Source organism: Zhongshania aliphaticivorans (genome assembly GCF_902705875.1).
Classification (GTDB): Bacteria; Pseudomonadota; Gammaproteobacteria; order Pseudomonadales; family Spongiibacteraceae; genus Spongiibacter; species Spongiibacter aliphaticivorans_A.
Map to the genome: position 1 here is coordinate 2601451 of NZ_CACSIK010000001.1, position 24320 is coordinate 2625770.

23 protein-coding genes are annotated in these 24320 nt (G+C 45.3%); 6 read left to right on the plus strand and 17 right to left on the minus strand.

The annotated features are described in order from the left end of the window. Positions 1-4: 4 nt before the first annotated feature. Positions 5-643 (minus strand): NAD(P)H:quinone oxidoreductase, encoded by a 639-nt coding sequence (gene wrbA / locus AELLOGFF_RS11700; protein ID WP_200842651.1) that lies wholly within the window; start codon positions 641-643, stop codon positions 5-7. Continuing rightward, positions 618-974 carry an arsenate reductase (glutaredoxin) gene (gene arsC, locus AELLOGFF_RS11705; protein WP_159268909.1) on the minus strand — a complete coding sequence of 119 codons (357 nt, stop codon included), beginning with the start codon at positions 972-974 and terminating at the stop codon, positions 618-620. The genes wrbA and arsC overlap by 26 nt, the downstream gene beginning before the upstream one ends. An 87-nt stretch (positions 975-1061) precedes the next feature. Here arsC and AELLOGFF_RS11710 point away from each other — a divergent pair, with 87 nt between their 5' ends. Further along, on the plus strand, positions 1062-1520 hold the full coding sequence (locus AELLOGFF_RS11710; RefSeq protein ID WP_159268910.1) for a TlpA family protein disulfide reductase: 459 nt from the start codon (positions 1062-1064) through the stop codon (positions 1518-1520). A gap of 162 nt (positions 1521-1682) precedes the next feature. Here AELLOGFF_RS11710 and AELLOGFF_RS11715 read toward each other — a convergent pair whose 3' ends face one another. The 4 genes from AELLOGFF_RS11715 to AELLOGFF_RS11730 form a co-directional block, all read right to left on the minus strand. Beyond that, positions 1683-2222, minus strand: a complete 540-nt coding sequence (locus tag AELLOGFF_RS11715) for an O-acetyl-ADP-ribose deacetylase (RefSeq protein ID WP_159268911.1) — start codon at positions 2220-2222, stop codon at positions 1683-1685. A gap of 25 nt (positions 2223-2247) precedes the next feature. Further along, the gene (locus tag AELLOGFF_RS11720) at positions 2248-3525 is read right to left on the minus strand and encodes an esterase/lipase family protein (protein WP_159268912.1); all 1278 of its coding nucleotides are present in this window, start codon (positions 3523-3525) and stop codon (positions 2248-2250) included. 138 nt (positions 3526-3663) lie between these two features. Beyond that, on the minus strand, positions 3664-3930 hold the full coding sequence (locus AELLOGFF_RS11725; protein ID WP_159268913.1) for a DUF4404 family protein: 267 nt from the start codon (positions 3928-3930) through the stop codon (positions 3664-3666). 66 nt (positions 3931-3996) lie between these two features. Then, positions 3997-4473 carry a hypothetical protein gene (locus AELLOGFF_RS11730; protein ID WP_159268914.1) on the minus strand — a complete coding sequence of 159 codons (477 nt, stop codon included), beginning with the start codon at positions 4471-4473 and terminating at the stop codon, positions 3997-3999. 186 nt (positions 4474-4659) lie between these two features. Between AELLOGFF_RS11730 and AELLOGFF_RS11735 the strand changes: the two genes are divergently transcribed. From AELLOGFF_RS11735 to AELLOGFF_RS11745, 3 genes are all read left to right on the plus strand, one after another. After that, positions 4660-5454 (plus strand): glucose 1-dehydrogenase, encoded by a 795-nt coding sequence (locus AELLOGFF_RS11735; protein WP_159268915.1) that lies wholly within the window; start codon positions 4660-4662, stop codon positions 5452-5454. Between the two features lie 172 nt (positions 5455-5626). After that, on the plus strand, positions 5627-6451 hold the full coding sequence (locus AELLOGFF_RS11740) for a mechanosensitive ion channel family protein (RefSeq protein WP_159268916.1): 825 nt from the start codon (positions 5627-5629) through the stop codon (positions 6449-6451). Positions 6452-6534: 83 nt separating this feature from the next. Beyond that, positions 6535-7269 carry a DUF481 domain-containing protein gene (locus AELLOGFF_RS11745; protein ID WP_159268917.1) on the plus strand — a complete coding sequence of 245 codons (735 nt, stop codon included), beginning with the start codon at positions 6535-6537 and terminating at the stop codon, positions 7267-7269. A 115-nt stretch (positions 7270-7384) separates the two neighbouring features. Here AELLOGFF_RS11745 and AELLOGFF_RS11750 read toward each other — a convergent pair whose 3' ends face one another. Next, complete coding sequence (locus AELLOGFF_RS11750; RefSeq protein ID WP_200842652.1) at positions 7385-7771, minus strand: DUF4870 family protein; 387 nt, start codon at positions 7769-7771, stop codon at positions 7385-7387. 394 nt (positions 7772-8165) lie between these two features. Between AELLOGFF_RS11750 and AELLOGFF_RS11755 the strand changes: the two genes are divergently transcribed. Then, on the plus strand, positions 8166-9242 hold the full coding sequence (locus AELLOGFF_RS11755) for an EAL domain-containing protein (RefSeq protein WP_159268918.1): 1077 nt from the start codon (positions 8166-8168) through the stop codon (positions 9240-9242). A gap of 50 nt (positions 9243-9292) precedes the next feature. On the opposite strand, the gene AELLOGFF_RS11760 is transcribed toward AELLOGFF_RS11755, so the two are convergent. The 3 genes from AELLOGFF_RS11760 to AELLOGFF_RS11770 form a co-directional block, all read right to left on the minus strand. Then, positions 9293-10246, minus strand: coding sequence for a diguanylate cyclase (locus AELLOGFF_RS11760; RefSeq protein ID WP_159268919.1), 954 nt, complete (start codon positions 10244-10246; stop codon positions 9293-9295). A 65-nt stretch (positions 10247-10311) separates the two neighbouring features. After that, on the minus strand, positions 10312-14451 hold the full coding sequence (locus tag AELLOGFF_RS11765; protein ID WP_159268920.1) for a response regulator: 4140 nt from the start codon (positions 14449-14451) through the stop codon (positions 10312-10314). A gap of 436 nt (positions 14452-14887) precedes the next feature. Further along, on the minus strand, positions 14888-15166 hold the full coding sequence (locus AELLOGFF_RS11770) for a DUF6482 family protein (protein WP_159268921.1): 279 nt from the start codon (positions 15164-15166) through the stop codon (positions 14888-14890). Between the two features lie 266 nt (positions 15167-15432). On the opposite strand from AELLOGFF_RS11770, the gene AELLOGFF_RS11775 reads away from it, so the two are divergent. Further along, positions 15433-16248, plus strand: coding sequence for an enoyl-CoA hydratase-related protein (locus tag AELLOGFF_RS11775; RefSeq protein ID WP_159268922.1), 816 nt, complete (start codon positions 15433-15435; stop codon positions 16246-16248). Between the two features lie 64 nt (positions 16249-16312). Here the strand turns inward: AELLOGFF_RS11775 and AELLOGFF_RS11780 are convergent, their stop codons facing one another. The 7 genes from AELLOGFF_RS11780 to mmsB all read right to left on the minus strand — a co-directional run bounded on the left by AELLOGFF_RS11780 (position 16313) and on the right by mmsB (position 24309). Further along, entirely contained in the window at positions 16313-17830 is a 1518-nt protein-coding gene (locus tag AELLOGFF_RS11780) for a SpoVR family protein (protein ID WP_159268923.1), read from the minus strand. Further along, positions 17827-19050: a YeaH/YhbH family protein gene (locus AELLOGFF_RS11785; protein ID WP_159268924.1), complete on the minus strand. Its 1224-nt coding sequence runs from the start codon at positions 19048-19050 to the stop codon at positions 17827-17829. Before AELLOGFF_RS11785 ends, AELLOGFF_RS11780 begins: the two co-directional genes overlap by 4 nt. A 27-nt stretch (positions 19051-19077) precedes the next feature. Next, positions 19078-21000 carry a PrkA family serine protein kinase gene (locus AELLOGFF_RS11790; RefSeq protein ID WP_159268925.1) on the minus strand — a complete coding sequence of 641 codons (1923 nt, stop codon included), beginning with the start codon at positions 20998-21000 and terminating at the stop codon, positions 19078-19080. 293 nt (positions 21001-21293) lie between these two features. Next, positions 21294-21998: an SDR family NAD(P)-dependent oxidoreductase gene (locus AELLOGFF_RS11795; protein ID WP_159268926.1), complete on the minus strand. Its 705-nt coding sequence runs from the start codon at positions 21996-21998 to the stop codon at positions 21294-21296. Positions 21999-22095: 97 nt separating this feature from the next. Next, on the minus strand, positions 22096-22593 hold the full coding sequence (locus tag AELLOGFF_RS11800; protein ID WP_159268927.1) for a 6-pyruvoyl trahydropterin synthase family protein: 498 nt from the start codon (positions 22591-22593) through the stop codon (positions 22096-22098). A gap of 114 nt (positions 22594-22707) precedes the next feature. After that, entirely contained in the window at positions 22708-23244 is a 537-nt protein-coding gene (locus tag AELLOGFF_RS11805; protein WP_159268928.1) for a shikimate kinase, read from the minus strand. A 180-nt stretch (positions 23245-23424) separates the two neighbouring features. Continuing rightward, positions 23425-24309 (minus strand): 3-hydroxyisobutyrate dehydrogenase, encoded by an 885-nt coding sequence (mmsB, locus tag AELLOGFF_RS11810; RefSeq protein WP_159268929.1) that lies wholly within the window; start codon positions 24307-24309, stop codon positions 23425-23427. Positions 24310-24320: the final 11 nt, after the last annotated feature.

Genomic DNA, 24320 nt, shown 5'->3' on the forward strand with positions numbered 1-24320 from the left:
TACCTCAATGCTGCAATTGTTTGCTTACTGTTGCGACGCGCTTTCCCAAAGCAACCGCCAATTCACGTTCTACATCGTCAACTGGACGGGCATTCTGGCCTGCCACATGGGACGCCCCATAGGGGGTGCCGCCAGTTTGCGTAGTGGATAACGCTCCTTCACTATACGGAATACCCATTAATAACATACCGTGATGAAGTAACGGCATCATCATCGTTAACAAGGTACTTTCCTGGCCGCCATGTAAGCTGGCACTGGAAGTAAATACTGCCGCAGGCTTGCCAATTAACGCCCCACTCATCCACAAACCTGATGTACTGTCGATAAAATATTTCAACGGTGCCGCCATATTGCCAAAACGTGTTGGGCTACCCATCACCAAGCCCGAGCAATGACGCAAATCCTCTTCGCTCGCATATAGCGCGCCGCTATCGGGAATATCATCTTCTGTTGCTTCACAGACAGTGGATACCGCCGGGACCGTGCGTACACGCGCTTCAAGGCCAGCTTGCTCAACACCTCTGGCAATATGTTGAGCTAATTGTTCAGTTGCACCGTGACGGCTGTAATACAACACCAAAACATAGGCTTCACTCACAATAACGTCCTTCAGCCAATTAATTAGATAGCAATGCCAATACATTCTCAGGTGGGCGCCCCAAAACTGCACGCTCGCCCTTCACCACCACAGGCCGCTCAATTAATTTCGGCTCAGCAAGCATTGCCGCAATTAACGCGGTATCTGACAAGGTCGCATCAGCTAAACCCGCTTCTTTATAGGCTGATTCACCCTTGCGCAACAGTTGCCTAGGGCTTAAATCTAACTTCTTCAACAGCACCTTAAGCTCAGCGGCGGTTGGAGGTGTTTCCAGATATAAAACAATCTCAGGCTCAACCCCATTATCAGCGAGCAGCTGCAAGGTTTGCCTAGACTTGGAACACCGTGGGTTGTGGTAAATGGTATATTCAGACATATGACTCTCTATCTAATTTGGTAATTTAACCAGTTTGCCGGCATTATACACGCCCATTACTGTCGTGAACCTGAATAGAGCATTTCCATGAAAACGCCGACCTTGCCGTTAATCGCCACACTGCTTGTTATCTTCTTGGCTGGCTGCAGCAAACCAGATTTCGACACCACTTCAGGTAGTGGTGGTAACTTCTCCCAAGGTAAGTGGTTAATTATTAATTACTGGGCAACATGGTGCGGGCCCTGCCGTGAAGAAATACCAGATCTTAATGCCCTTGCAACTCAGCGTGATGACATCAAAATTTATGGCGTGAATTACGACAATTTACGTGGTTATGCATTAAAAGACGCCATCACTGAGATGGGCATTCAATTTGATTCCATTCTAGTTGATCCATCGCCCCAACTGGCAGTTCCCCGCCCAAAAGTCTTGCCTACCACCTTATTAATCAGTCCGGCCGGGGCCGTTAGCGAGACATTAACCGGCCCACAAACCACAGAGATGCTGAACGCCGCCCTATTGAAAGCCAAAGCATTACAGCCATAGAAGTCCACTATTAAGCCCGCACTCCTCAGCTTTAGATTCTGGGCACTAGGTTTTGGGCAATAACAACGCCCGCGAAGAAAAACCTTGCGCACCGCCCCTCTATAAAGCCGATAAGCATCCAATAATAGGCAATTTATCGTGGTGTTCTGCTGCCCATGAGGCCTAATCGTAACACCAGCGAATCCCCGAGTGCGTTAACGCTGATTGCCAGTGCACTCGCATGCTATCGCTGAATGCGACCAAACTAATTTCTTTTATCTGCTCAGTACGCTCGTCCATTGCAATGCTATCTCGTAATGTATGAACAGCAATACGAGTGGCAGCCTCATGGGGATAACCATAAACGCCACAACTTATTGCAGGAAACGCAATGCGCTCAATATCATGTTCACGAGCAAGTTCAATACTACGACGATAACAAGACGCTAATAGTTGTGCTTCGTATTCACAGCCGTCCCGCCATACTGGGCCAACGGTATGAATAACAAACCGCGCTGGCAACAAAAAACCTGGGCTGAGCTTTGCATCACCCGTTTCGCATCCCCTTAAAGTCCGGCAGTAGGCAAGTAATTCAGGGCCTGCAGCATGATGTATGGCACCGTCAACACCGCCACCACCCAATAGGCTGTTGTTTGCAGCATTAACAATTGCATCCACTGCCAAACGACAAATATCACCCTTAACGATTACGAATTTAGTCATTAGCCCACTGCCCAATAAACAAGACTTATTCCTCTCCCTCGCGGTGACGCATAAACGCTAATAGTACGCGATACACTTCTGCATCATTCAGTAAATCCATATGATTGATACCGCGACCTACCCAGCAATTTCCAGCGGGGTAGTCGAGATTGAATCTTGGGTCGACATGATGCCCAAGGGCACTATCAACCGCTACTAAGCCATCGCCAAGAAAGCTATCGCCAATGTTTTCTTCACGGCCAACTGTACTAGCAGCAATGGCATAATTGAGCACATCAATTGGCAATCTCTGCATGTGACGCTGATCCCCCACCATGGCAAAACGATCAACGTTATTCCAATCTTCATCAACAATATTGCCGTAACGCAAATCAGTAATACCACTGCTGCGAAGCCGCGCCAAACGCGCAAAGGGTGAGCTATACGGGTTACTATCTAAAATAAGGTCAAGCCAATTGCCACCTCGCTCTAGCATCGCTCCGTGATGAGGGGTGCCTAAACAAATCATTTTTTGCAGCCGCGACGGCCAATCGCAAGCGTTATTCATCGCATAGTGGCAGGCGCTTCGCGATACTAAACCTCCCATACTATGCGCAATAATATAAAGCTCTGTGGATTCAGAGGAATGCGAAACCAAGCCCTGCAGCAGTGCTGCCAGTTGACGACCATTTTCCGATATATGCAGACCAGTATTGTATTTAAGATATAGGGGAGTCAGCCCAAGGTCACGAGCTAAAGCCTGACCATGATCATGCCCCCGGCGCAGCCATTGTTCGTCATTCATACACAGGCCGTGAACAAACACTGCAACACGATCGTTGGCCTTGGCCATAAAACCTGCAAGTTCGTCTTCAGATAATGACCGCCCCTCACTTCGAAAACTCATGGTAATAGCAAGCGGGTTTTGTTTGGTTTGCAAATGGTCGCCCAACACGCCATTTAGTGCAGACACCAGCGCATTCCTAGCAAGGGATTCAGGGCGTTCATCAACTGACCTCGTCAATTGGCGTATTAATGCGTCCAAACCCAAGCCCACTAGGCCGTTGACACCTCGAACACTGTCATAAACGAGTCCTGTAATACCCTGTGTACGAGGTAGAGGCTTAGGGTTTTGACCTTTAATAATCGCTTGCGCGGAATCTTGTAAGGAATACTGCTGAGGCGATGACGTTAAAACACCGCCCAAATTAATAATGGCGTGATGAAGACCTTCCGAAATTTCAGAAACACCGGCAACAGCATCAACCGCTAAGCGCCCCGCACCGAGAATATCTGAAGCATGTTTTACAAGCGGGTGAGTCATGAAATTTTACCGTGGTTAGGCAGCGCGTCAGATATTGCAATAGCACGTTGTCTGCCAAAGAAGGTGGATACTAAAAATTAAGCGCTATGCTCGGCAAAGCACCAAGCACAAGCAAGAAGGATGATGAATAAAATTCATTTAAACACCAATACTGGCCAACTTCACCATGATGTCTTTTAAAATACCGGCCACAGTCGGGTGCTCTACCTCAAACCCTGACACTAACTCCTCAAGCCGGTCCTGCAAGCTGCTATCTTCAAGCACAAACTGTGGGCCGGAACCTAGCTCACGGTCAATATCATCAACCAAAGCATGTAGTTTTGCTCTATTTCCGTCATCAACGGCGAGTTCGTCAATTTCAATTTGAAGCTGATTTAATTGCTCGTGCAAATGTTTTGGGTCCATTACTAGTCTCCACTATGTTCACCTTGAGCATAGCAAGTCTTAAGCAATACGCACAGCCAGTAGAACTTAATGGCAGCGATGTTTCAGTAATCGTGTCGTCTCTTGATAGCAAGCATGTAAAGTCTCCTCCTCTCCCGCCGCCTCGTAATGACGCGCCAGCATCTGCAAAGAGATTTCCACATTGCGCTGCAAAGATAAACCTAGCCCCTGGGGGCTGCGCAAAAGTTTTAATAAATGGTGATGTACCGCCAATAAGCAGTGCCGCTGTAAACAGTTTTCATGGCAGCGAGCAAAGCACTCAGCCAAAAAGTGACCTGACACCATATACCGATCAATATTGCTTAAAGACGGCAAATCTTCATTACTTAATAACATTTCACTCAATTCAAAACTGCAGCCCAAATATTTTAACGCTGACTGCCAATCTCGCTGAGCAAAAGCCTCTCGCCCTGCCTCCATCCATTCATCCCAGCGATTTTCTGCAACCACTTTACTGCGTTTAAGCTGCTGTCTGTGTGCCGAACATAAAAATTGCATCGCCATATCCACCTCCCAAATTGTATGAGAGAAATAATAAATGATAATGATTATCATTTAAAGGGTTGGATGTGAATTATTTATACCGCCTGCCTACATGCGAAAAACATCACAATAAAGACCGTTTTCGCCATTGACCCAATAACAAGGACTTAGCGAGACTATAAAAAATCATAATAACTAGGACAATGTATGAACATCCAACAATTGTTTTCATTACAAGACGATGTCGCCTTAGTCACCGGCGCCGGTCGTGGCATTGGTCGCGCGATTGCCATTGCCTTTGCCGAGGCCGGCGCTTCCGTCATCTGTGCAGCCAGAACCCAAGAAGATGTCGACGAAAGTACTGCCTTATGTAATGCCGCCCTACGTGAAAATCACCCGAACAGCAAAGCCAAAGCTATCGCAATAAGCTGTGATGTTAATGACGAAAGCGCCTTAGAATCACTCGTCGATACGAGTTTAAACACCTTTAGCAAGCTCACTATTCTTGTCAACAATGCCGGTGGCGCTTACCCAAATGACCCACTTAATACGACGTCTAAAACATTGAATCGCGATTTTAACTTTAATGTCACCAGCGCCTTTAATCTCACTCGCCTTTGTCATCCACACCTTCAGCAGCATAAAGGGAGGGTTATCAACATAATTTCAGCTTCGTCACGCTACTCTCAGGCAGGGTTTAGTAGCTACGGCACCGCAAAAGCCGCCCTTGAACAACTTACTAAGCTACTCGCTGCCGATTTCGCCCCCACCATTCGCGTTAACGGTATTTCGCCAGGAACCATTCTCACCGACGCACTAAAGCAATACCTTAACGAAGAAATTCAAGACAAAATGTCAGCCCTTACCCCAATGAAATCGCTAGGTGAGCCACAAGATATAGCCGCCGCCGCGCTCTATCTTGCCAGCCAAGCTTCTCGCTGGGTGACAGGCAAAATTATTGAAGTTGACGGCGGAGCAGAGTCCACAACGTGGCCATTTTAAATAATAGTGACATAGCGTGCGCAATTTAGCATACAAAGCAAATCCGCCTTAACTCTAACCATTGTGATTAGTCGATGGTCCATGTTTATAATTACGCACCCACTCAACAACCAATAAGAAAGAATCAGCGTATACCCTAACTTTCCTAGATAACTCACCAAGGTAGACTTATATGGATTCGAAAGCATTAGAAGAACTCATCGCTCAATACGGTCCAGATGCCATTAGCATCGGTATTCGTGCAGCAAGCGCACTCGCCATGTTGTTAATTGGCTATTGGGTGGCCAAATTCATTTCTGGCATTGTCCGTAAAGCAATGACCAACCGCGGCACCGACGCAACATTGACCAACTTCCTAGCCAAGCTAGTCTTTTTCATTATTTTTGCCCTAGCCGCCATCCCTGCCCTTGCCCACGCAGGTATTCAAACTGCATCGGTGATTGCTGCATTAGGTGCCGCCGGTTTAGCGGTAGGTTTAGCATTACAAGGTTCACTGGCCAACTTTGCTGCCGGCGTGCTGCTGATTGCCTTCCGCCCCTGCCGAGTCGGTGACTGGGTTGACGCGGGTGGCTGTTCAGGAACGGTTGAAAGTATCAGTTTATTCTCAACCATTTTGCTTACCGGTGACTATAAACGCATTGTGATCCCCAACTCACAAGTCATGTCTGATGCGATTACCAATTACAGTGTAATGCCCCGCCGCCGCATTGATTTAGTGGTCGGCATTTCCTACGATGCTGATATGCGTGTCGCAAAAGATATTCTCAAAAAACTAGTTGACGCTGACGAGCGTATACTTAAAGATCCAGCGCCTACCATTGCGGTCTCTGAATTAGGTGACTCATCGGTAAATTTGGTTTGTCGCCCTTGGGTTGCCACTGCAGATTACTGGGCAACACGCTGGAAATTAACCGAAGATATTAAAACCGAATTTGATGCCGCCGGTGTTGGTATTCCTTACCCACAGATGGATGTGCATTTTCACAAAGAGGCTTAATACCCTTTATAATGTTAGAGTAGCGCGAAGTCACGCTACTCTGCTTTACTCCCCCGTTTATCAATCTCCAATTAAGGGACACAATGAGATATTTCAATAACACTCTGGTAGCCGTCGCTGCCACCGTGGCGGCCAATGGCGCATTCGCCCAAGATGCAGCAACTAAGCTCTGGAAAGGCGATATAGAATTTGGTTATTACCAACAAGAAGGCAATACCGATGAATCTAGTATCATCGGCAAAGCCAACGGCAAACGCAGCAACGGCCAATGGACTTACGACATTAACGCCGAGGCTCAAAATAGTGAAACATCTGGCATTCGCTCTGCTGAACGGTATTTCCTTAGCAACCGTTTGGCCTACGACTTTAGCGAATCCAACTACAGTTTCGGCTACGCCTCTGCGGATAAAGACCGCTTTAGTGGCTATGTTTACCAAGCCACACTGACCGGTGGCTATGGGCGACGCCTACTAAAAAATGAAAAAATGACATGGGATGCTGAAGTCGGCCCCGGTATACGTGTCAGCGAATTTGAAACTGCTAGCGATTCCGGAGACGGTCAAATTACCGAAGCTATTTTACGCTTATCTACCGAGTTTGCCTTTGCAGTGTCGGAAACGGCAACCTTTGAACAAAAGCTCTCTGTTGAAAGTGGTGACGAAAATACGGTATCCAAATCAGTGACATCCCTTAAAACAAAAATTGTGGGTGGACTAGGTTTAAAGCTCAGCTACACCATGGAATACAACGAAATTGTGCCCAATGACACCGTTCACCTAGATCGGGAAACGGCGGTTACTGTGGTTTATAATTTTTAATACGCGCTCAACAATCCAATCTTTACGTAGGTATTTCTATTATTGAAGAACCACTGAAGATAAAAAAGGCCGGTGCAATGAAGCCACCGGCCTTTTTGGGTTTAAAGGCTAAACATTAACCAAAGAACCAAGAGCTAGGGTCTGCAATTGGTTTTTTCTCAGAAAGCAGTATCAATCCCTTAATGGTTCTCACCAAGTACCAAATAGCGGTAAACAGTAAGACAAAATAGCCGATAAACACGAACGATAAAATAATACCAATTAAGCTATAAAGCAGCCCTATCCAAAAGGTTCGAATAATAAATTGGAAATGTGATTCCTCCAATTTCGACGCTTTATCTTTCTTTAAATAAGCAACCACCAAACCGGCAATACCAGCAAAAGGGACGACTAAGCCCACCAAGTACAATATATATCCAATCTTAGCCATTCCGGTATCAGCCAAAATCACGTCACCTTCTGGGTTTTTCGCCTCAGGCGCAACCACCACATCATCAACCATATTTAATTCCTTTTAAGTCTCAGTCAGCTATTGGTCTCTATATTGAACACCAAAAAAACAATGAAAACTATAAAAAATATAGTAGTGCCGATCACTTGAATCAGTGATCTTTTGACCCTAAGGATCTCTACTCACATCCACAGAAATCAACGCCAATGCTAAATACAATATTGATTCAATAATTTATTAGACCCCATAACATCGTGCAAAAATGTCAAAATGTTGCTATAAATACCTTGCAAGTTACTCTTCTCATTACCGTTTTCTCTTTAAACAAGATATTAGCTTTTCATAATGACCCGTAACCTGCACCCTATATGCACCAAAGGTAAAATAAGTATACAGGCGCGGCTGACTTCACCGCATTTAGCAACGATGCTAACCGACAGGCCTCATGGACAATAGTTATTATCTTGAATGCTGCATCGCCGGTAGCGATATTCCGCAGCGAATACTACTCAACACCCTGCCAATCACGATTGGCCGCGGCAGTGATTGCTCGGTGATTATCAACACCTCCGCTTTGTCACGACGCCACGCCTGTATAGAATACAATCACTCAGAGATAATACTTCGCGACTTAAATAGTACTAACGGCTGCTTTATAAACCATCAGCGAATAGCGGGTCATTCCGCGATAAAACCCGGTGATGTTGTCCATTTTGGTGATATTGAGTATTGCCTCAAAGATGATCAAGACATTGTCGACGACGATGAACGTACACGCATTCAGATGCAAACACTTCCCAAGCATTTCTCACTTAAGCGCAAAGAGCTGTCAGAACTAATAGATCAACAATTGGTGACAACCTTTCAACAAGTCATCACGCTGGGAAATGGCGATGTTTATGGTCACGAATTGTTAGGCCGTGGCGAGCACCCGACATTAGGCTCCAGTCCTTTCGAGCTTTTTCAAATTGCTCAGTCACTTAACAAACATGTAGAACTTAGCAGATTATTTCGACAGCGTGGCTTTGCTCAAGCAGAGCTTGCCGGTATGAACAAACCGTTATTTTTTAACTCCCACCCCGAAGAATGCCACAACCCTGACATGCTGTTGCTGGAATTAACAAGACTTCGCAAATTACACCCTGGACTACAGTTGATGTTTGAGGTCCATGAAGCCGCCGTCACTGACATAGGCGCCATGACTGAAATTCGCAATGAATTAAACGCCTTAGATATTGGCCTTGCGTATGACGATTTCGGTTCAGGGCAGGCACGTTTACGCGAACTCGCTGAAGCGCCACCCGATATTGTAAAATTTGATATTAGCTTAGTGCGCGGCGTCGGCGATCCGCAATCACCACGTTACAAGCTTCTCTTATCCCTAAACAAGTTAGTCCAGGAAATGGGCATTGCCACTTTAGCCGAGGGCGTGGAGTCAGAAGATGATGCCCTAGCCTGCAAAGAAATAGGGGTTAATTATTTTCAAGGTTATTTTTACGGTCGCCCAGCTCCTATTCATTAGCACGCAGAGAGTTTTCTACTACTCCAAGCTACTGAGCGCGTTCAAGCTAACTACAAACAAGCCCCCTCAACACGATTACGTCCCCCCTCTTTTGCCTTGTATAATTGTTCATCCGCACGTAATAACAAAGTTTTAAAATCGCTATCATTGGGAACAACACACGCCGCACCAATACTAATGGTGACTCGATCAGCCGTATCAGAAGCGGCATGGGGTAAAGCAAGGTCAAAAACACGCTGCCGTATCATTTCTGCTTTCTTGATCGCATCGTCTAAATGGGTCTCTGGCATTAGGCACACAAACTCTTCGCCACCATATCGAGATACAATATCCCGACCGCGCCACTGATCTTCGGTCAGAGCGTGAGCAACCATTTTTAAACAACCATCGCCTTCGAGGTGCCCATAGTGATCGTTATACTTTTTGAAATGATCCACGTCCATCATAATGATCGACAAGGGTTGTTCTGTGCGCCGACAGGCCCGCCATTCAGCATCAAGTCGTTCATCAAAACGACGACGGTTAGCAATCCCAGTTAAGCCATCTACCGATGCCAACTCTCGCAATGCATCGGCTTGAATTTTTAACATTAAGTGGGTTTTTACTCGCGCTTTAACAACGGCGGGATTAACCGGTTTAGTAATAAAATCAACCGCACCGACTTCTAAACCCAATGTCTCTTCTTCTGGGCTATCTTGTGACGTAACAAAGATAACCGGAATATCACGTGTCTCCACTTCCGACTTTAATCGGCGACACACCTCAATACCGTCCATTTCTGGCATAACTACGTCAAGTAAAATTAAATCAGGGTTCTTTTGCGAGCAGACCTCTAGCGCCTGCTTCCCGCTGGTTGCCATAAACACATCGCAACTGGCACTAAATACCTGATACAACACCTGAATATTGACCGGCTGATCATCAACAACCAACAGCGTCGGCCTATCCGGAATTGTCGCCCCAGGAATTAAATCAGAGGCAAACAAAGAATGAGCTTCACTCATATTCAAACCTTAATAAATATAATGTCATAACATATTCTCACACGTCTATTTCAGCCAATACAGATTTAAGAGCTGAGAATCGCAGTGAGAATGTCGTCGGCTTTGGCAAAATCTAGCATTGAAATCGCATCACTCAACGCGGACGCCTGCTCCCCGTAGACCGCTAAGCCAGGCTGTAAATGGGCATGAACTTCCATCGCTCGCATATTGCTATCTTTTAATAGCAGCTGCAGCTCCTGTAGCTGTTCAAGTTCTATTTCAGGCTCGTCTGTGGCATCGTCATTAGCAACAGGCGAAGGAGAAAGTACTTCAGCGAGATCAAGCAGTACCTCGCATGCTTGCTGCAATAAACTTTCTGAAGAGCCCAAAATAGTTTCAATTACCGCAATTTCAACCACACTTTTAGCCGCCATTTCGGCTTCTGACAGCGAGGAAGACAAGGCTTGTGCGCCTAATGTTCCTGACACTCCCCGTAATGTGTGTAATTCCCGCACCGCACCTGGTCTGTTATTGTTACGCAACAGATCTAATATTACCTGGATATCCTGCTGATGCCGCTCTGCAAATTTTCTCGCTTGACTAGCATATAATTCGCGGTTATTCCCCATTCTCAACAACGCTTCTTTAAACGCAAACCCCGCTGGCGAAGGAGGTAACGCTTCATTGTCAGCATTATTTACAGGGGGTGGCATCACTACCTCAGTGCGCCCGCTAGCCTTCAATAAAGCACTAACCAGTTCAGCTAGCTCAAAGGGTTTACCTATATGGTCATTCATGCCTGCGGCCAAACATGCTTCTTTATCAGCAGGCATTGCATTAGCCGTCATTGCGATAATTGGTAGCTGTGAAAGACCCAAATTATTACGAATTTCATGGGTTGCTTGGTAGCCATCCATGACTGGCATTTGTAAATCCATCAACACAACATCAAAGGGTTTGACGGCATCGCGAACACGCTCAACACCTAGCTTGCCGTTATCAGCAACCTCAATTTCTGCTCCCTCAATCGCCAATAGCTCCCGCGCCACCTGCTGATTAGTGAGGTTATCTTCAACTAATAAAATTCTAAGACCAGATAAAGCATTATCCGCAGTTTGAGCGTCCTTTATATCTTCAGAAAATGACAGTGACTTACCTGCCTGCGCATCCATAACAGAATTGTAAATATCTGATGCCGTGACCGGCTTCATAAGGAAACCGTCCAAGGGTGAGCTTTCTGCATCTACACGCTGATCAAACACTTCTTTGGCATGGGCCGTTACCATTACCAAGCGAGGCCGGCCTATTTCGATATTCAAATTTCGAATTTCTTTTGCCGCTTGCCAGCCATCCATACCTGGCATCATCCAATCTATAAACGCGATATCAAAGTACTTTTCAGTGCGAAGACTCTCCTCTACCTGACGAATAGCTTCTTCACCAGACGCCGCTTCTTCAGTCGTCCAACCTAAAGACTGACAAATACCACTGATAATTTGTCTTGCACTACTGTTATCGTCAACAACCAAAATATGTAAATGACGACACTCTGGCGCAACCACTCTTCGTCCAGCGTCGATTAATTTCTGATCTTTAACTTTGTTGACTATCAGTGAGAATGAAAAAGTGCTGCCCTTATTTAATTCACTCTCAACTTCAAGCTCTCCGCCCATAAGTCGAATAAGGCGCTGGCTAATCACCAGCCCTAAGCCGGTGCCACCAAAGCGCCGGTTAGTACCTGCTTCAGCTTGGGTAAAAGAAGCAAAAACACGCTTTTGTTGCTCTTCACTCATACCGATGCCGGTATCACGTACACTAAACCCCAATACCAAGCTGTCCTTTCGCTCATGCTGAACATATAGCGACAACATTACCTCACCCTTTTCGGTAAACTTAACAGCATTACCGGCAAGGTTTATTAGGATTTGTTTCATTCTTAGCGAATCGCCCAAAACCACTTTGGGAACCGCCGGGTCAATATTGAACAATATTTCGACATTTTTATCGCTTAAATTCATACTAAGAATCACTGCGATATCCCGTAAAACATTATCAATAATGACGGGCTGGATATCTAGAAGTAGCTTACCCGCCTCGATCTTAGAGAAATCGAGAATATCGTTGATAATGCCAAGTAGTGCTTCGGCGGCGCCACCTGCCTTACGGACATAGTCTGACTGACGATCTGTCATCTCGGTATATTTAAGCAAATTCAACATACCTAATATGGCATTCATTGGCGTTCGAATTTCATGGCTCATATTCGCCAAAAATTCACTCTTCGCCTTGCTGGCATCCTCGGCAATTGCCTTGGCAGCTTCTAATTCTGACTGTTGCTGCTTCTGAACTGTTAAGTCGCGTGCAATACCTAGGTAACCAATGACGTTGCCATCATTTCCGTACAAGGTATTACTTTTCAACATCACCGGAAAGCGTGTTCCATCCTTACGTATAAAAGTCCATTCACGCTCATAATTTACATTGCCTAATACCGTCTTGCCCTCTTCGCCTGATTTACTCAATCGTTCTAATTCAGGAAATATTTCATTAGGGTCAAACAACACCCACATCGGTTTTTTATTGACGATTTCATCGGCGCGATAACCCAGCATCCTTTCCGCTGCAGGATTAAACAAGGTAATAATGCCATCAGGTTGATTTGCAAAAATCGCATAACCTGCATTCGCCAAAATCCCATTTTGTAAGACCGATGCGGTTTGTAGTTCACGGGTACGCAACTCAATTTTTTGCTCTAAACTTTCATTTAGAAGCACCAGATTTTCTTCTGCAGCTTTCATTTCTGAAATATCGCGCACAATATTCGCAACACCAAAAATTTCGCCATTCGCACCCTGTACGGGTGATACCGTAATCGCTACATCGATTAATTCGCCATTTTTATGCTGCCGCTGCGTAACAATCCCTGGTAAGGTCTCCCCATCCGATACACGCTTAAAAAAGTCTTGATCCTCTGAAGCCAGCGTGTCAGGTACAATCAAACTCACCATACGCTTACCTATCGCTTCATCGATGCTATATCCAAACATCGCCTCAGCTGCACGATTCCAGCTACGAACCACACCATTTAAGTCTTTACTAATTACTGCATCATCAGTGCCATCAACAATGGCAGCCATTATCGCATTTTGTTGATCGGCCTGAGCTCTGCGACGGAGGTTTCCTGCAATCAAATAAAGAAACACCAAGGAAAAGCAGATAAAGCCGAATAAAATATACAAATTAAATACTCGCGCTTTAGCCACTGCGGCACCCACAATATCATCGGGTGCCGTCACCACGATATTTACAGATTGCGCTTCATCATATGACACAGGGCTAAAAGCGGCGTGTATAAGTTGCTGATTGTCTAAGCGAGCAAAAACGGAGTCATTACCTTGGTCTTCACTCTGACCAAATTCATCTGACCACCGATAACTATCTCCAAATTCAAAACCGAAGGTTCTTTCCTCAACTGGGTGTAAGAGAAAATCTCCATCACTATTTAGTATATAAATATTTTCACCTTCCCCTAGCTCTGCACTTAGGGCTTTGAAAATTTCCTTCATATTCAAATTAATAATTAATATACCAAACACGTGTTGACTCTCATCAACAATAGGCGTGGCCAAACGTAAAGTAGGAACGTGAGGAACCTCAACCTCACCAAACTCTCGGTTTAAGTTAATTTCAGAGACATAAACATCGCCGGGTTGACGTGCTATGGTTTTTTGAAAATATTCCCGCTCAGCTTTCTGTTGTAAAGAGCTTGAGCCAATAATACGAATTTGACCCTCTTTTCTATCTACACGGACCAGTTCACGGCCGCCATCTGCAACACCAATATAACGAAGCTGTATCGCTGAAGGGTGTGTTTCTAAATAACCTGTAAATATTTCCTGCAACCGTGTAGACCACAGTCTCTCAGTACTCTGCTCCTGCTCGTCAAAGCCACCGTTACGTTTTGCGCGAATCAGTCCAGCTATGGGGGGGGTATTGGATAAAAAATAGGCATCTTTTTTTAATCGGTCCAAAGTTGCCAGCATCGCTTTACCTCGAGCCTCAGCAACACTGTCAAGATGCCGTTCTAGCACCTCTATTTGGTTTTGCCTTACATTGTAATCTGAGATTGGAACCATGACCGTCGCAGCAACAACAAAGACAAGCAGTACCACTAAGAGGTATCGGCTTTGAATGGTACTCAATAGCGATTTAAAACCTGAAAACACTGACAACCCCTAACTATAATACTAAGTTCCGATCCGAATGACCTATCATCCGTAGAGGGGCTTAGCATTTAAAAAACACTCATTATCTACTTTAACATCCCACCTTATATACTATAGAGAGTATGCGACAAAGTCCCACTTACAATGGCACCCAAACACATTCAGAGACACTAGAGAACACCACCTCTTAGTATACATATATAGCAATACGGGTAATTAGAGTGCCTTATTGCTAGCCTAGGCGGCAACAAAAACAGTAGAACAAGTCATAGGAAACTATTAGGAGGGGTATCTTATCAGCACGTACAAAAATAACGCCATCTTGATCGGAATGGAATCAAGAAGTACAAAGCTAATCAATAAGGTACAGAATGCGCCTCATTCACATATACGGCGGTTAGATCCTGAGCAGTAGCAACAAGAGCGCGCTGTTGGCCTAAGCCAAGGCCACCTTCAAGCCGAGATCCGGCGCATTTTCACCATCGTCCCATGAATGATCAATCAAAAATGCCTTCCCGCCGCAGCCATTTTCCAGCATGACAGATTTAATATCGTTTATAGTGCGGCGACATAGCGGCTTACTGTCAGCTTCGTAAATTTTAAGCAAACGTCCGCCCAAAGCCACAAACGCGATATACATGCCGCCCTCAATAGCACGAATGATTACTTCTGAAATCGGTAGGGCTGCTAACTGATCCGTAAATACTTTTGTCATGATTTCACCTGTTATTATATGCAAAGCAAATGCAGCACATAATTAAAACCTTCAATACTCTATCTCTCTACGCTTAATCGACTTGAACAGATTTACGCTCAAAGAAAAATATCGTTAATTCCGTCGTGCCGCCTCTACGTAAAAGCAAAAACAAGGCCAGCTTGAGAGTGACATTAAAAAGTAATTCCATTACATTTTAGCACCCTGTTTGCATTCCGTAAGCTTGTTATAATCTCTCTTCTTTTCAGCCACGGAAATTGCCTCCTATGACCGCAGTACCTAGCCTTCAAGATGCCACACTGACTGTCACAAATCGTTACGCCACCTTGATACTTGAACGTGACGATGTACGAAATGCGCTCACCGGAACGGCGCTAATTGATGATATTTGTAGCGCCATAGAATGGACTAACGCTAATAAAGAGGTGTCTTGTCTCATTATTACAGGTGCTGGATCTGCATTTAGCTCCGGCGGTAATATTAAAGACATGCGCGATAAAGTCGGTATGTTTGGTGGCAGCCCTGCTGAAATTAGTGAGAGTTACAAAAAAGGCATACAACGTATTTCACGCACAATGTTTGAAGCAGAAGTAGTCACTATTGCGGCCGTTAATGGTGCAGCCGTAGGCGCTGGATTTGACTTATGCTGCATGGCAGACATCCGCATAGGCTGTGAGAATACCCGGTTTGGCGAGACATTTATTAACCTCGGCATTATCCCTGGTGATGGTGGTGCTTGGTTCCTGCAACGCTTAGTTGGTTATCAACGCGCAGCGGAGCTTACCTTTAGTGGCAGAATCATAGAAAGCGCCGAAGCATTGGATCTTGGACTGTTACTTGAATGTGTACCAAAAGAAACACTTTTAGAGACCGCTGAGCGCTATGCCGCAGGCTATGCCAGCAAACCCCCTCAAGCATTAAGGGCAACTAAGCGTCTAATGAAGCTGGCACAGCGACAAGAGCTGGCAGATTTTCTGGATGTATGTGCCGATGTTCAAAGTCAATGTCACCACAGCAAAGATCATCAACGGGCTTTAAACGCTTTCATTAACAAAACAGACGCCCAATTTGAGGGCAATTAATATCCCACGCACCGAAATAAATAAAAGGCTGTCGCCTCACATGCCAATACGATGGCGACAGTTTCTAAGCCGGGCAGACTTCCACTGTATCCAACACACCCCGGCCTTCCTCATAAATTTCCATTTTTACCGTGAAACCCCATAAACTACTGAGATGCTTTAATACTTCTTTCGCATCCGCGCTCAAAGGCCGATCACGCAGCTGGTTATATCGCAATGTCAAAGAGCGGTCGCCCATGTGCTCATACCGTAAAATCTGAATATCAGGCACTAACACATCGCGATTATATTGTTTAGACAACAGGCGCCTAACCTCCCGGTAACCTGCTTCATTATGAATAGCATCAACTCTTAGGTGGTCAGCTTTGTGCTCATCGGCAATGGCAAATAAATGGAACTCCCGGATCAATTTGGGCGATAAGTACTGCGCAATAAAGGACTCATCCTTGTAATTACGCATCGCAAAATCAAGCACTTGCCGCCAGTCTTTGTTTACTAGGTCTGGAAACCACGCTCGGTCTTCATCATCAGGCTCTTCACAAATTCTGCGTATATCCCGCATCATGGCAAAACCCAAGGCGTAGGGGTTAATACCCGAATAGGCCGGATGGTCAAAGCCTGGCTGCATGACAACATTGGTATGAGATTGCAGTATCTCAAACATAAACCCGTCGTCAACCAAGCCCCTGTCATACATTGTGTTTAATAAGGTGTAATGCCAAAAAGTAGCCCAGCCTTCGTTCATCACCTTTGTTAAACCTTGAGGGTAAAAGTATTGTGCGAGCTTGCGCACAATACGCACGATTTCACGTTGCCAAGGCTCCAATGACGGTGAATATTTTTCAATAAAGTAAAGCAAATTCTCTTGAGGCTCAGGTGGAAACGAGTGTTTCTTTTGCTTTTCTCCGGTTTTTTTATTCGCTTTTTGTGGCAGTGTTCGCCAAATATCATCGTATTGCTTCCAGGCATGCTCTTCACGATCATGCTGCCGCTGTAACTCTTCTTTTGCCGATAATGGTGATGGGCGATGAAAACGGTCAACACCGTGATCCATTAGCGCATGACAGGCGTCGATCGTCTCTTCAACTCGCTGTTGGCCAAACCGTTGCTCACAATCAAAAATATATTTGCGCGCAAACACCATGTAATCGACAATCGCGTCAGCACTGGTCCACTGTTTAAAAAGGTAATTCCCTTTAAAAAAGGAGTTATGGCCGTAAGAGGCATGCGCAATCACCAAGGCTTGCATGGGCATGCTATTGTCTTCCATCAGATAGGCAATACAAGGATCAGAATTAATAACCAATTCATAAGCCAGCCCGCGCATACCACGCCGATACGCCTCTTCGTTCTGAATAAACTCCTTGCCGTAACTCCAGTGATTATAGCTAATGGGTAAACCTACCGACGCGTAGGCATCTAGCATCTGCTCAGAGGCGATAACTTCAATCTGATTAGGGTAGGTATCGAGACCATATTCTTTGGCAATGACCGCAATTTCTTGGTCATACCGCTGTAACAACTCAAAATCCCAGTCACCTCCCCGAGATAAAATACTGTCCTTTCGTGATAATGCCGTCATACCGACTCCTTCTGAAACAGCTCCCGCAACACCGGATACACACCACTGCGATCCAGCACTGTGCTCATTGCAAATGTTTCATCTCGAATCTGGCTATACGCTGCTGCCAGTGGCGTCATTGTTGACGAGCTATCAGGCACTTCTACATAAGCAAAATACTTACAAACAGGTAATATATCTTTTGCTAACCGTGCCGCGCTGCGCTGAGGGTCACTGCCAAAGGCGTCTCCATCAGACACCTGTGCACCATAGATATTCCAGTCATTTGGAGAGTAGCGCTCTTGCTGAATGTCGATCATTAAATTTAGAGCCGACATCACCACCGTACCCCCCGTTTGTGGATCATGAAAGAAGGCGTGCTCATCCACTTCTTCTGCATTAGAAGTATGGCGAATAAAAACCAACTCAACCTGTTCGTATTTACGACTTAAGAAAAGGTATAACAAGGTATAAAAACGTTTTGCTAAATCCTTTTTTTCTTCAGACATAGATGCAGAAACATCCATCAAGCAAAACATAACAGCGCGACTAATCGGTTTAGGTTCTTTAACTCGGTGACGAAACCGTAAGTCGTACTCATCTAAGAAGGGAATTCGTGCAATTCTTTTCTCCAACGCGGCGATGTCCTCGGGAGCTGCACCTGACTGCATCAACTCCGCTAACTCACGTTTAAGGGGTGCCGTTAATGCAATCCGACGCGCCATCGCGTTGCGCACAGAGCGAGACACTGACAAGTTGGCGGGAACACCGCTGGGTGTATAACCCGCGCGACGATAGGTAAACTGCTGAGAGTCCCCCAGTACGGTACGCGCCATTCTCGGCAACTCAAGATCGTCAAAAAACAAGTTCATGAACTCTTCTTTCGATAGAGTAAACATGAAATTGTCCTGCCCCTCGTCTCCTTGACCTTCGCCGCCGGAACCCGTTCCGCCACTACCACCGGAAGGAGGCTTGGCGATTTCATCACCCGCATTAAATGCTTTATTACCAGGATGGACCATTTCACGGTCACCCCCTTGGCCAATACGAAACCTAGGCTCTGAAATATCTTTTGTAGGAATACCTACTTCACCACCACGAGACATATCAGTGATAGATCTGTCTGCCACAATATCTGCTACAGAACGTCGTAATTGTGCCTTATACCGCTTGATGAAACGCTGGCGATTGGTCGCATTTTTATTGCGATCATTCAGGCGGCGGTCAATAATCATTGACATAATACGCCCCTTTCATTGGCCGTAGATTTAACCTGCCTTTCTGACTCGCAGATACCACTCAGATAACAAACGCACCTGTTTAGGCGTGTACCCTTTCTCTACCATCCTAGTAACGAAATTCTCGTGCTTTTGTTTATCTTCCACTGACGCTTTGGCATTAAACGAAATAACAGGCAATAACTCTTCAGTGCTAGAGAACATTTTTTTCTCTATTACCTCACGCAATTTCTCATAACTTGTCCAGCTAGGATTGCGACCTTCATTCTGTGCGCGAGCACGTAATACAAAGTTGACAATTTCATTTCGAAAATCTTTGGGATTAGCAATACCTGCGGGTTTTTCAATTTTTTCAAGTTCACCATTCAATGTGCCGCGATCAAAAAATGCCCCTGTTTCAGGGTCGCGATAATCTTCATCTTGAATCCAGTAATCAGCAAACGTCACATAGCGATCAAAAATATTTTGACCATATTCAGAATAGGATTCTAAATAAGCCGTTTGAATCTCTTTGCCAACATACTCGGCATATCGCACTGCCAACCAGCCCTTAATAAACTCAAGGTACACTCGCTGAGTATCTTCAGGTAATTGTTCACGGAGAATTCGCTGCTCCAACACATACATTAAATGCACGGGGTTTGCCGCAATTTCTGAATTATCGTAGTTGAATACCGCCGACAACACTTTAAATGCAAACCGAGTAGACATGCCGGTCATACCTTCATCAATACCAGCGTAATCGCGATATTCTTGAAAGGACTTAGCGGCTGGATCGGTATCTTTTAAGGATTCACCGTCATACACCCGCATCTTAGAATAGATACTGGAATTTTCTGGCTCGCTCAGGCGAGATAACACCGAGAATTGCGCCAGCATATCTAATGTGCCCGGCGCGCACGGTGCCGTTGCTAGAGAGCTACTTTTCAGTAGTTTCTGGTATATTTTAACCTCTTCGGTTACCTGCAAGCAGTATGGAACCTTAACAATATAAACACGATCCAAGAAGGCTTCATTATGCTTATCATTCCGAAAGCTCTGCCATTCCGATTCATTGGAGTGCGCAAGAATCACCCCCTGAAAAGGGATAGCTGAAAAACCTTCTGTTCCTTTGTAATTTCCCTCCTGAGTCGCTGTTAGCAAGGGGTGCAACATTTTAATCGGGGCTTTAAACATCTCGACAAACTCAAGCAGGCCTTGATTGGCAAGACAGAGGCCGCCAGAGTAGGAGTAAGCATCTGGGTCATCTTGAGCAAATGCCTCTAACTTTCTAATATCAACCTTACCAACGAGCGTGGATATATCTTGATTGTTTTCATCACCGGGCTCAGTTTTTGTCACCGCGACTTGCTTCAGCACTGAAGGCTGTACTTTTACAACGCGAAATTGACTTAGATCACCTTCATATTCATCTAAACGCTTAATTGCCCAAGGGGACGACAAACCAGTCAAGTAACGCTGTGGAATACCGTACTCTTCTTCTAGTTGCTTGCCGTCTCTCCCTGGGTCAAACAAACCCAGAGGTGATTCATTAATTGGCGACCCTTTAAGAGCGTATATGGGCGACGCTTCCATTAATTTTTTCAAACGTTCAGCAATAGAAGATTTACCACCACCAACTGGGCCCAGCAAATACAAAACCTGCTTACGCTCTTCTAAACCCTGCGCAGCATGCTTAAAGAAAGCAACTATCTGGGCAATGACATCTTCAAGGCCATAGAATTCTTCAAATGCGGGGTAACGAGGAATAAGACGATTCGAAAAAATACGAGATAAGCGTGGATCTCGACGTGTATCTATTAACTCAGGCTCACCGATAGCAGCAAGCATACGCTCAGCGGGGGTAGCGTAAACAAGAGGATCTTGGCGACAGAGCTCAAGATAATCCTCGAGGGACATTTCTTCATCTCGCCCTCTTAGGTATTGCTCACGAACATTATCAAGTATGCCCATCTTTGCAATCTCCTTCTGTGCTGTACTTTTACGTTCAGTTTCGCTTGCTAAAACGATAAATTAGAACGCCATAAAATTGTGCAAGCCTCTTCACTCTACGCTTATACGCCAGCATCATCTAGTTAGTTAATGATTTTTTTTGATAAAAAATTAAAAAACACAGTTAGTATCTAAAAATAAAAATACTAAATGATGACGTAAAAATAATCTGACAAAAATTTCTTAAACACTATATTGGATACTACCTATACACCTGCATCGCGCACATAAACGTATATAGGTAGATAGTGACTCTAACGCTCTATTTGACCAAGGTTGGCATGAATAACACTGCCATTTATAACCGGGTTGTGTGCGCAAAAAAATAAAGTATCTACAATTTCTCTAGGCTCAATTAATCGCCCGTAGCTGACCATCCCGGTTACCATGCTCATCACCGCAGGGTCATCACCAAGATTCCCCCTCAACATCGCAGTGTCAGTAAACCCAGGACAAATACACGCTGTGTGAATACCACGCCCGATCAAATCTTGAGTCGTTGCCCGCATTAAGCCGACAACACCATGCTTGCTTGCTATATAAGAAGCGCAGCCAGCCACCGCTTTTTCACTCAAGGTAGAGCCCATGTACAAAACAGCTGACCCTGGCTTCATATGAGGAAGCAACAGCGTATTTAATTGCTGTGGCGCCACCAAATTTACCTGCAAGACATTGGCAAAATTCTCTGCTGATAAATCTCTAACACTATCACTATCATGGCGGGCTGCATTGTGAAGCAACACCACACTATCGGCTGACTTAACACATGCTTGTAATTGATCTTTGCAATTATCTAGCCAATCACGCTCTTGCATATCAATACAGACCTGTTGAACACCCTCGAGTTCAATAGCGCGACGAGACAGATTCAAAACGGTATAACCCTCAGCCAGAAAGCGTTTCGCGGTTGCAAAACCAATTCCCTGACTGCCACCACTAAGTATTAAAACTTTATTCATGAAATTTTCTCAAATCGTAAAAATTGGACACCCACACCATGACCAAGGCATAGAGAACCAACTTAGTGCACCAAATTGGCATGGTGATTTAATAACATTAATCACAAGTCCAGCTTGCCGATCCCCACTGACCTGGTCCAGATGACACCTTCATCACTAACTCACTGATTTCATTACCTTCAATAAAAGGTGCATCGGTGAGCAATAACTCAAGTAAATAACGAGCAAATTCTTCAACCGTCGTATTACGCACTGGCAGTACCAATGTATCTGTTTTCAGGAAAGGGATTTCTTCACCATTAAATTCCGCAATATAAAAATTGCCTCGCTCAACCACCCGCATATGTGGAGATTCCGCAGGTAGCAAGGTGTACTCATCAAGGCTTGCACATAATTTCCGTAGCCGAGATTTAATTTCAACATAGCTAAAGCACATGCCGTTATCACCGACATTGGCTGTGAGTAACAAACTCACTTTAAAGTTATGGCCATGTAGCCTTTCTCGGTCTGTAGCAGAGAAAATAGTGAAATGTGCCCCAGAGAATTTCAGGTCTTCTTTACATATTTCTATACATGTATAGGCTTTTACAGGCATCTCACTCACGATTCCTTATTAGTATTAGTACTGGACAGTAGAGATTCATCACAAAGGTAATGACTTACAAACCCAGTAAAGTTTAAAGTAAGTCGCTAGCTTACCTGAGCAAACCTAGCCTGACACCCCAAAAAAAGTCGTTTCTGACAACGCCCTTTGTACCGCTGCCAACAATTCGGCTTCATTCAAACCTGCACCGTTCACGGTAATATCTGCATACCGACGATATAGTGGTAGACGCTCTTGATATACGGCGTGAAAATCCTGCCCTATTGGCCCCGCAATGCCTCGTTCGGAAAAATTCTGAACTCGTTTAATTAAGCTATCGAGCGGTATATCAATAAAAAGGCAGGGGCCAAAACGCTGTAGATGCTCCATAGCATCGTGGCTATAGACAGCACTCCCCCCCGTGGCGACAACCTTATTAGAAAAATCATGCTCAAGCAGCACTTCAGCCTCAATCGCCCGAAGATACTCATAGCCGTTGGTGTCCAGCAATATCTGCAGACTCAATCGTTCTCGCGCTTCGATTAAATGGTCAGTATCAACAAACGACTTGCCACAACGCGAAGCTAGTGCTCGCCCAATGGTTGATTTACCCGCACCAGGCATACCAATAAGAATAACGCCGCAGGGAATATTTTCAGACATGAACCGGTTCCGAGTCTCAGCTTACTTAATCAAAACCTCACAGTGCCATAAAACCCGAGCAATCAAAATACAGTACTAAAAACAAAAATGGCGACACCTATACAACAGGCGTCGCCATTAAGTCGGCTCTCGTAGTTATTTGCCGGTTTTAAACGGCAAAACCTGCAAGATCTGCGAGAGCTATGACTGAAACATCTCTAAAATCGAGGAGAAATCCCGCTGTGCATTGCCCTTTGACGAAAACGAGGCATAGAGACTCCGCGCCAATGCCCCCATCGGCACCGAACTTTGCGTAGTAAGACTGTTTTCCATAGCTAAACCAAGGTCTTTTAGCATCAGCTGCACCATGAAACCGGGTTGATAGTCATTTGATGCAGGCGCGCTCTGCATGACATCAGGGTAGGGATTATAATTTTCTAAAGACCAGTTTTTACCAGAGCTGTTCAGCATAATCTCTGAGAGTACTTTCGGATCTAGGCCGTTGTTAGCACCCAGTTGAAGCGCTTCAGCTGTGCCCACCATATGCACCGCTAACAACATATTGTTACAAATTTTAGCAATTTGACCTGCGCCGTGATCACCGGCATGGAAGATATTTTTACCCATACCTTCCAATATCAGCTTGCCCCGTGCAAAAGCGTCAGCACTGCCGCCGCACATAAAGGCTAACGAGCCCGCTTGCGCAGCCTTAACGCCGCCAGAAACCGGGGCATCAAGCATTTGTAAACCACGCGCTTCGGCGGCTTCACCCACTCTACGCGCCGTGTCTGCATCAATGGTACTGCAGTCCATAAACAAGGTGCCCTCGGCCGCCTTCGCCACAAGCCCATCATCACCCAGATACAAACCCGCTACGTGCTTACCTGCCGGCAACATAGTAATAACCGTATCGGCACCCGCCAAGGCATCAAGCGCGCTACTCGCCTTGCTTGCGCCTTGCGCAACCACCGAATCCATAGCAGCTTCAACAAGATCAAACACCGTTACCTCATGGCCTGCTTTCACTAAGTTGGCCGCCATTGGCCCACCCATATTACCCAAACCGATAAATGCAACTTTAGCCATAACAATTACCT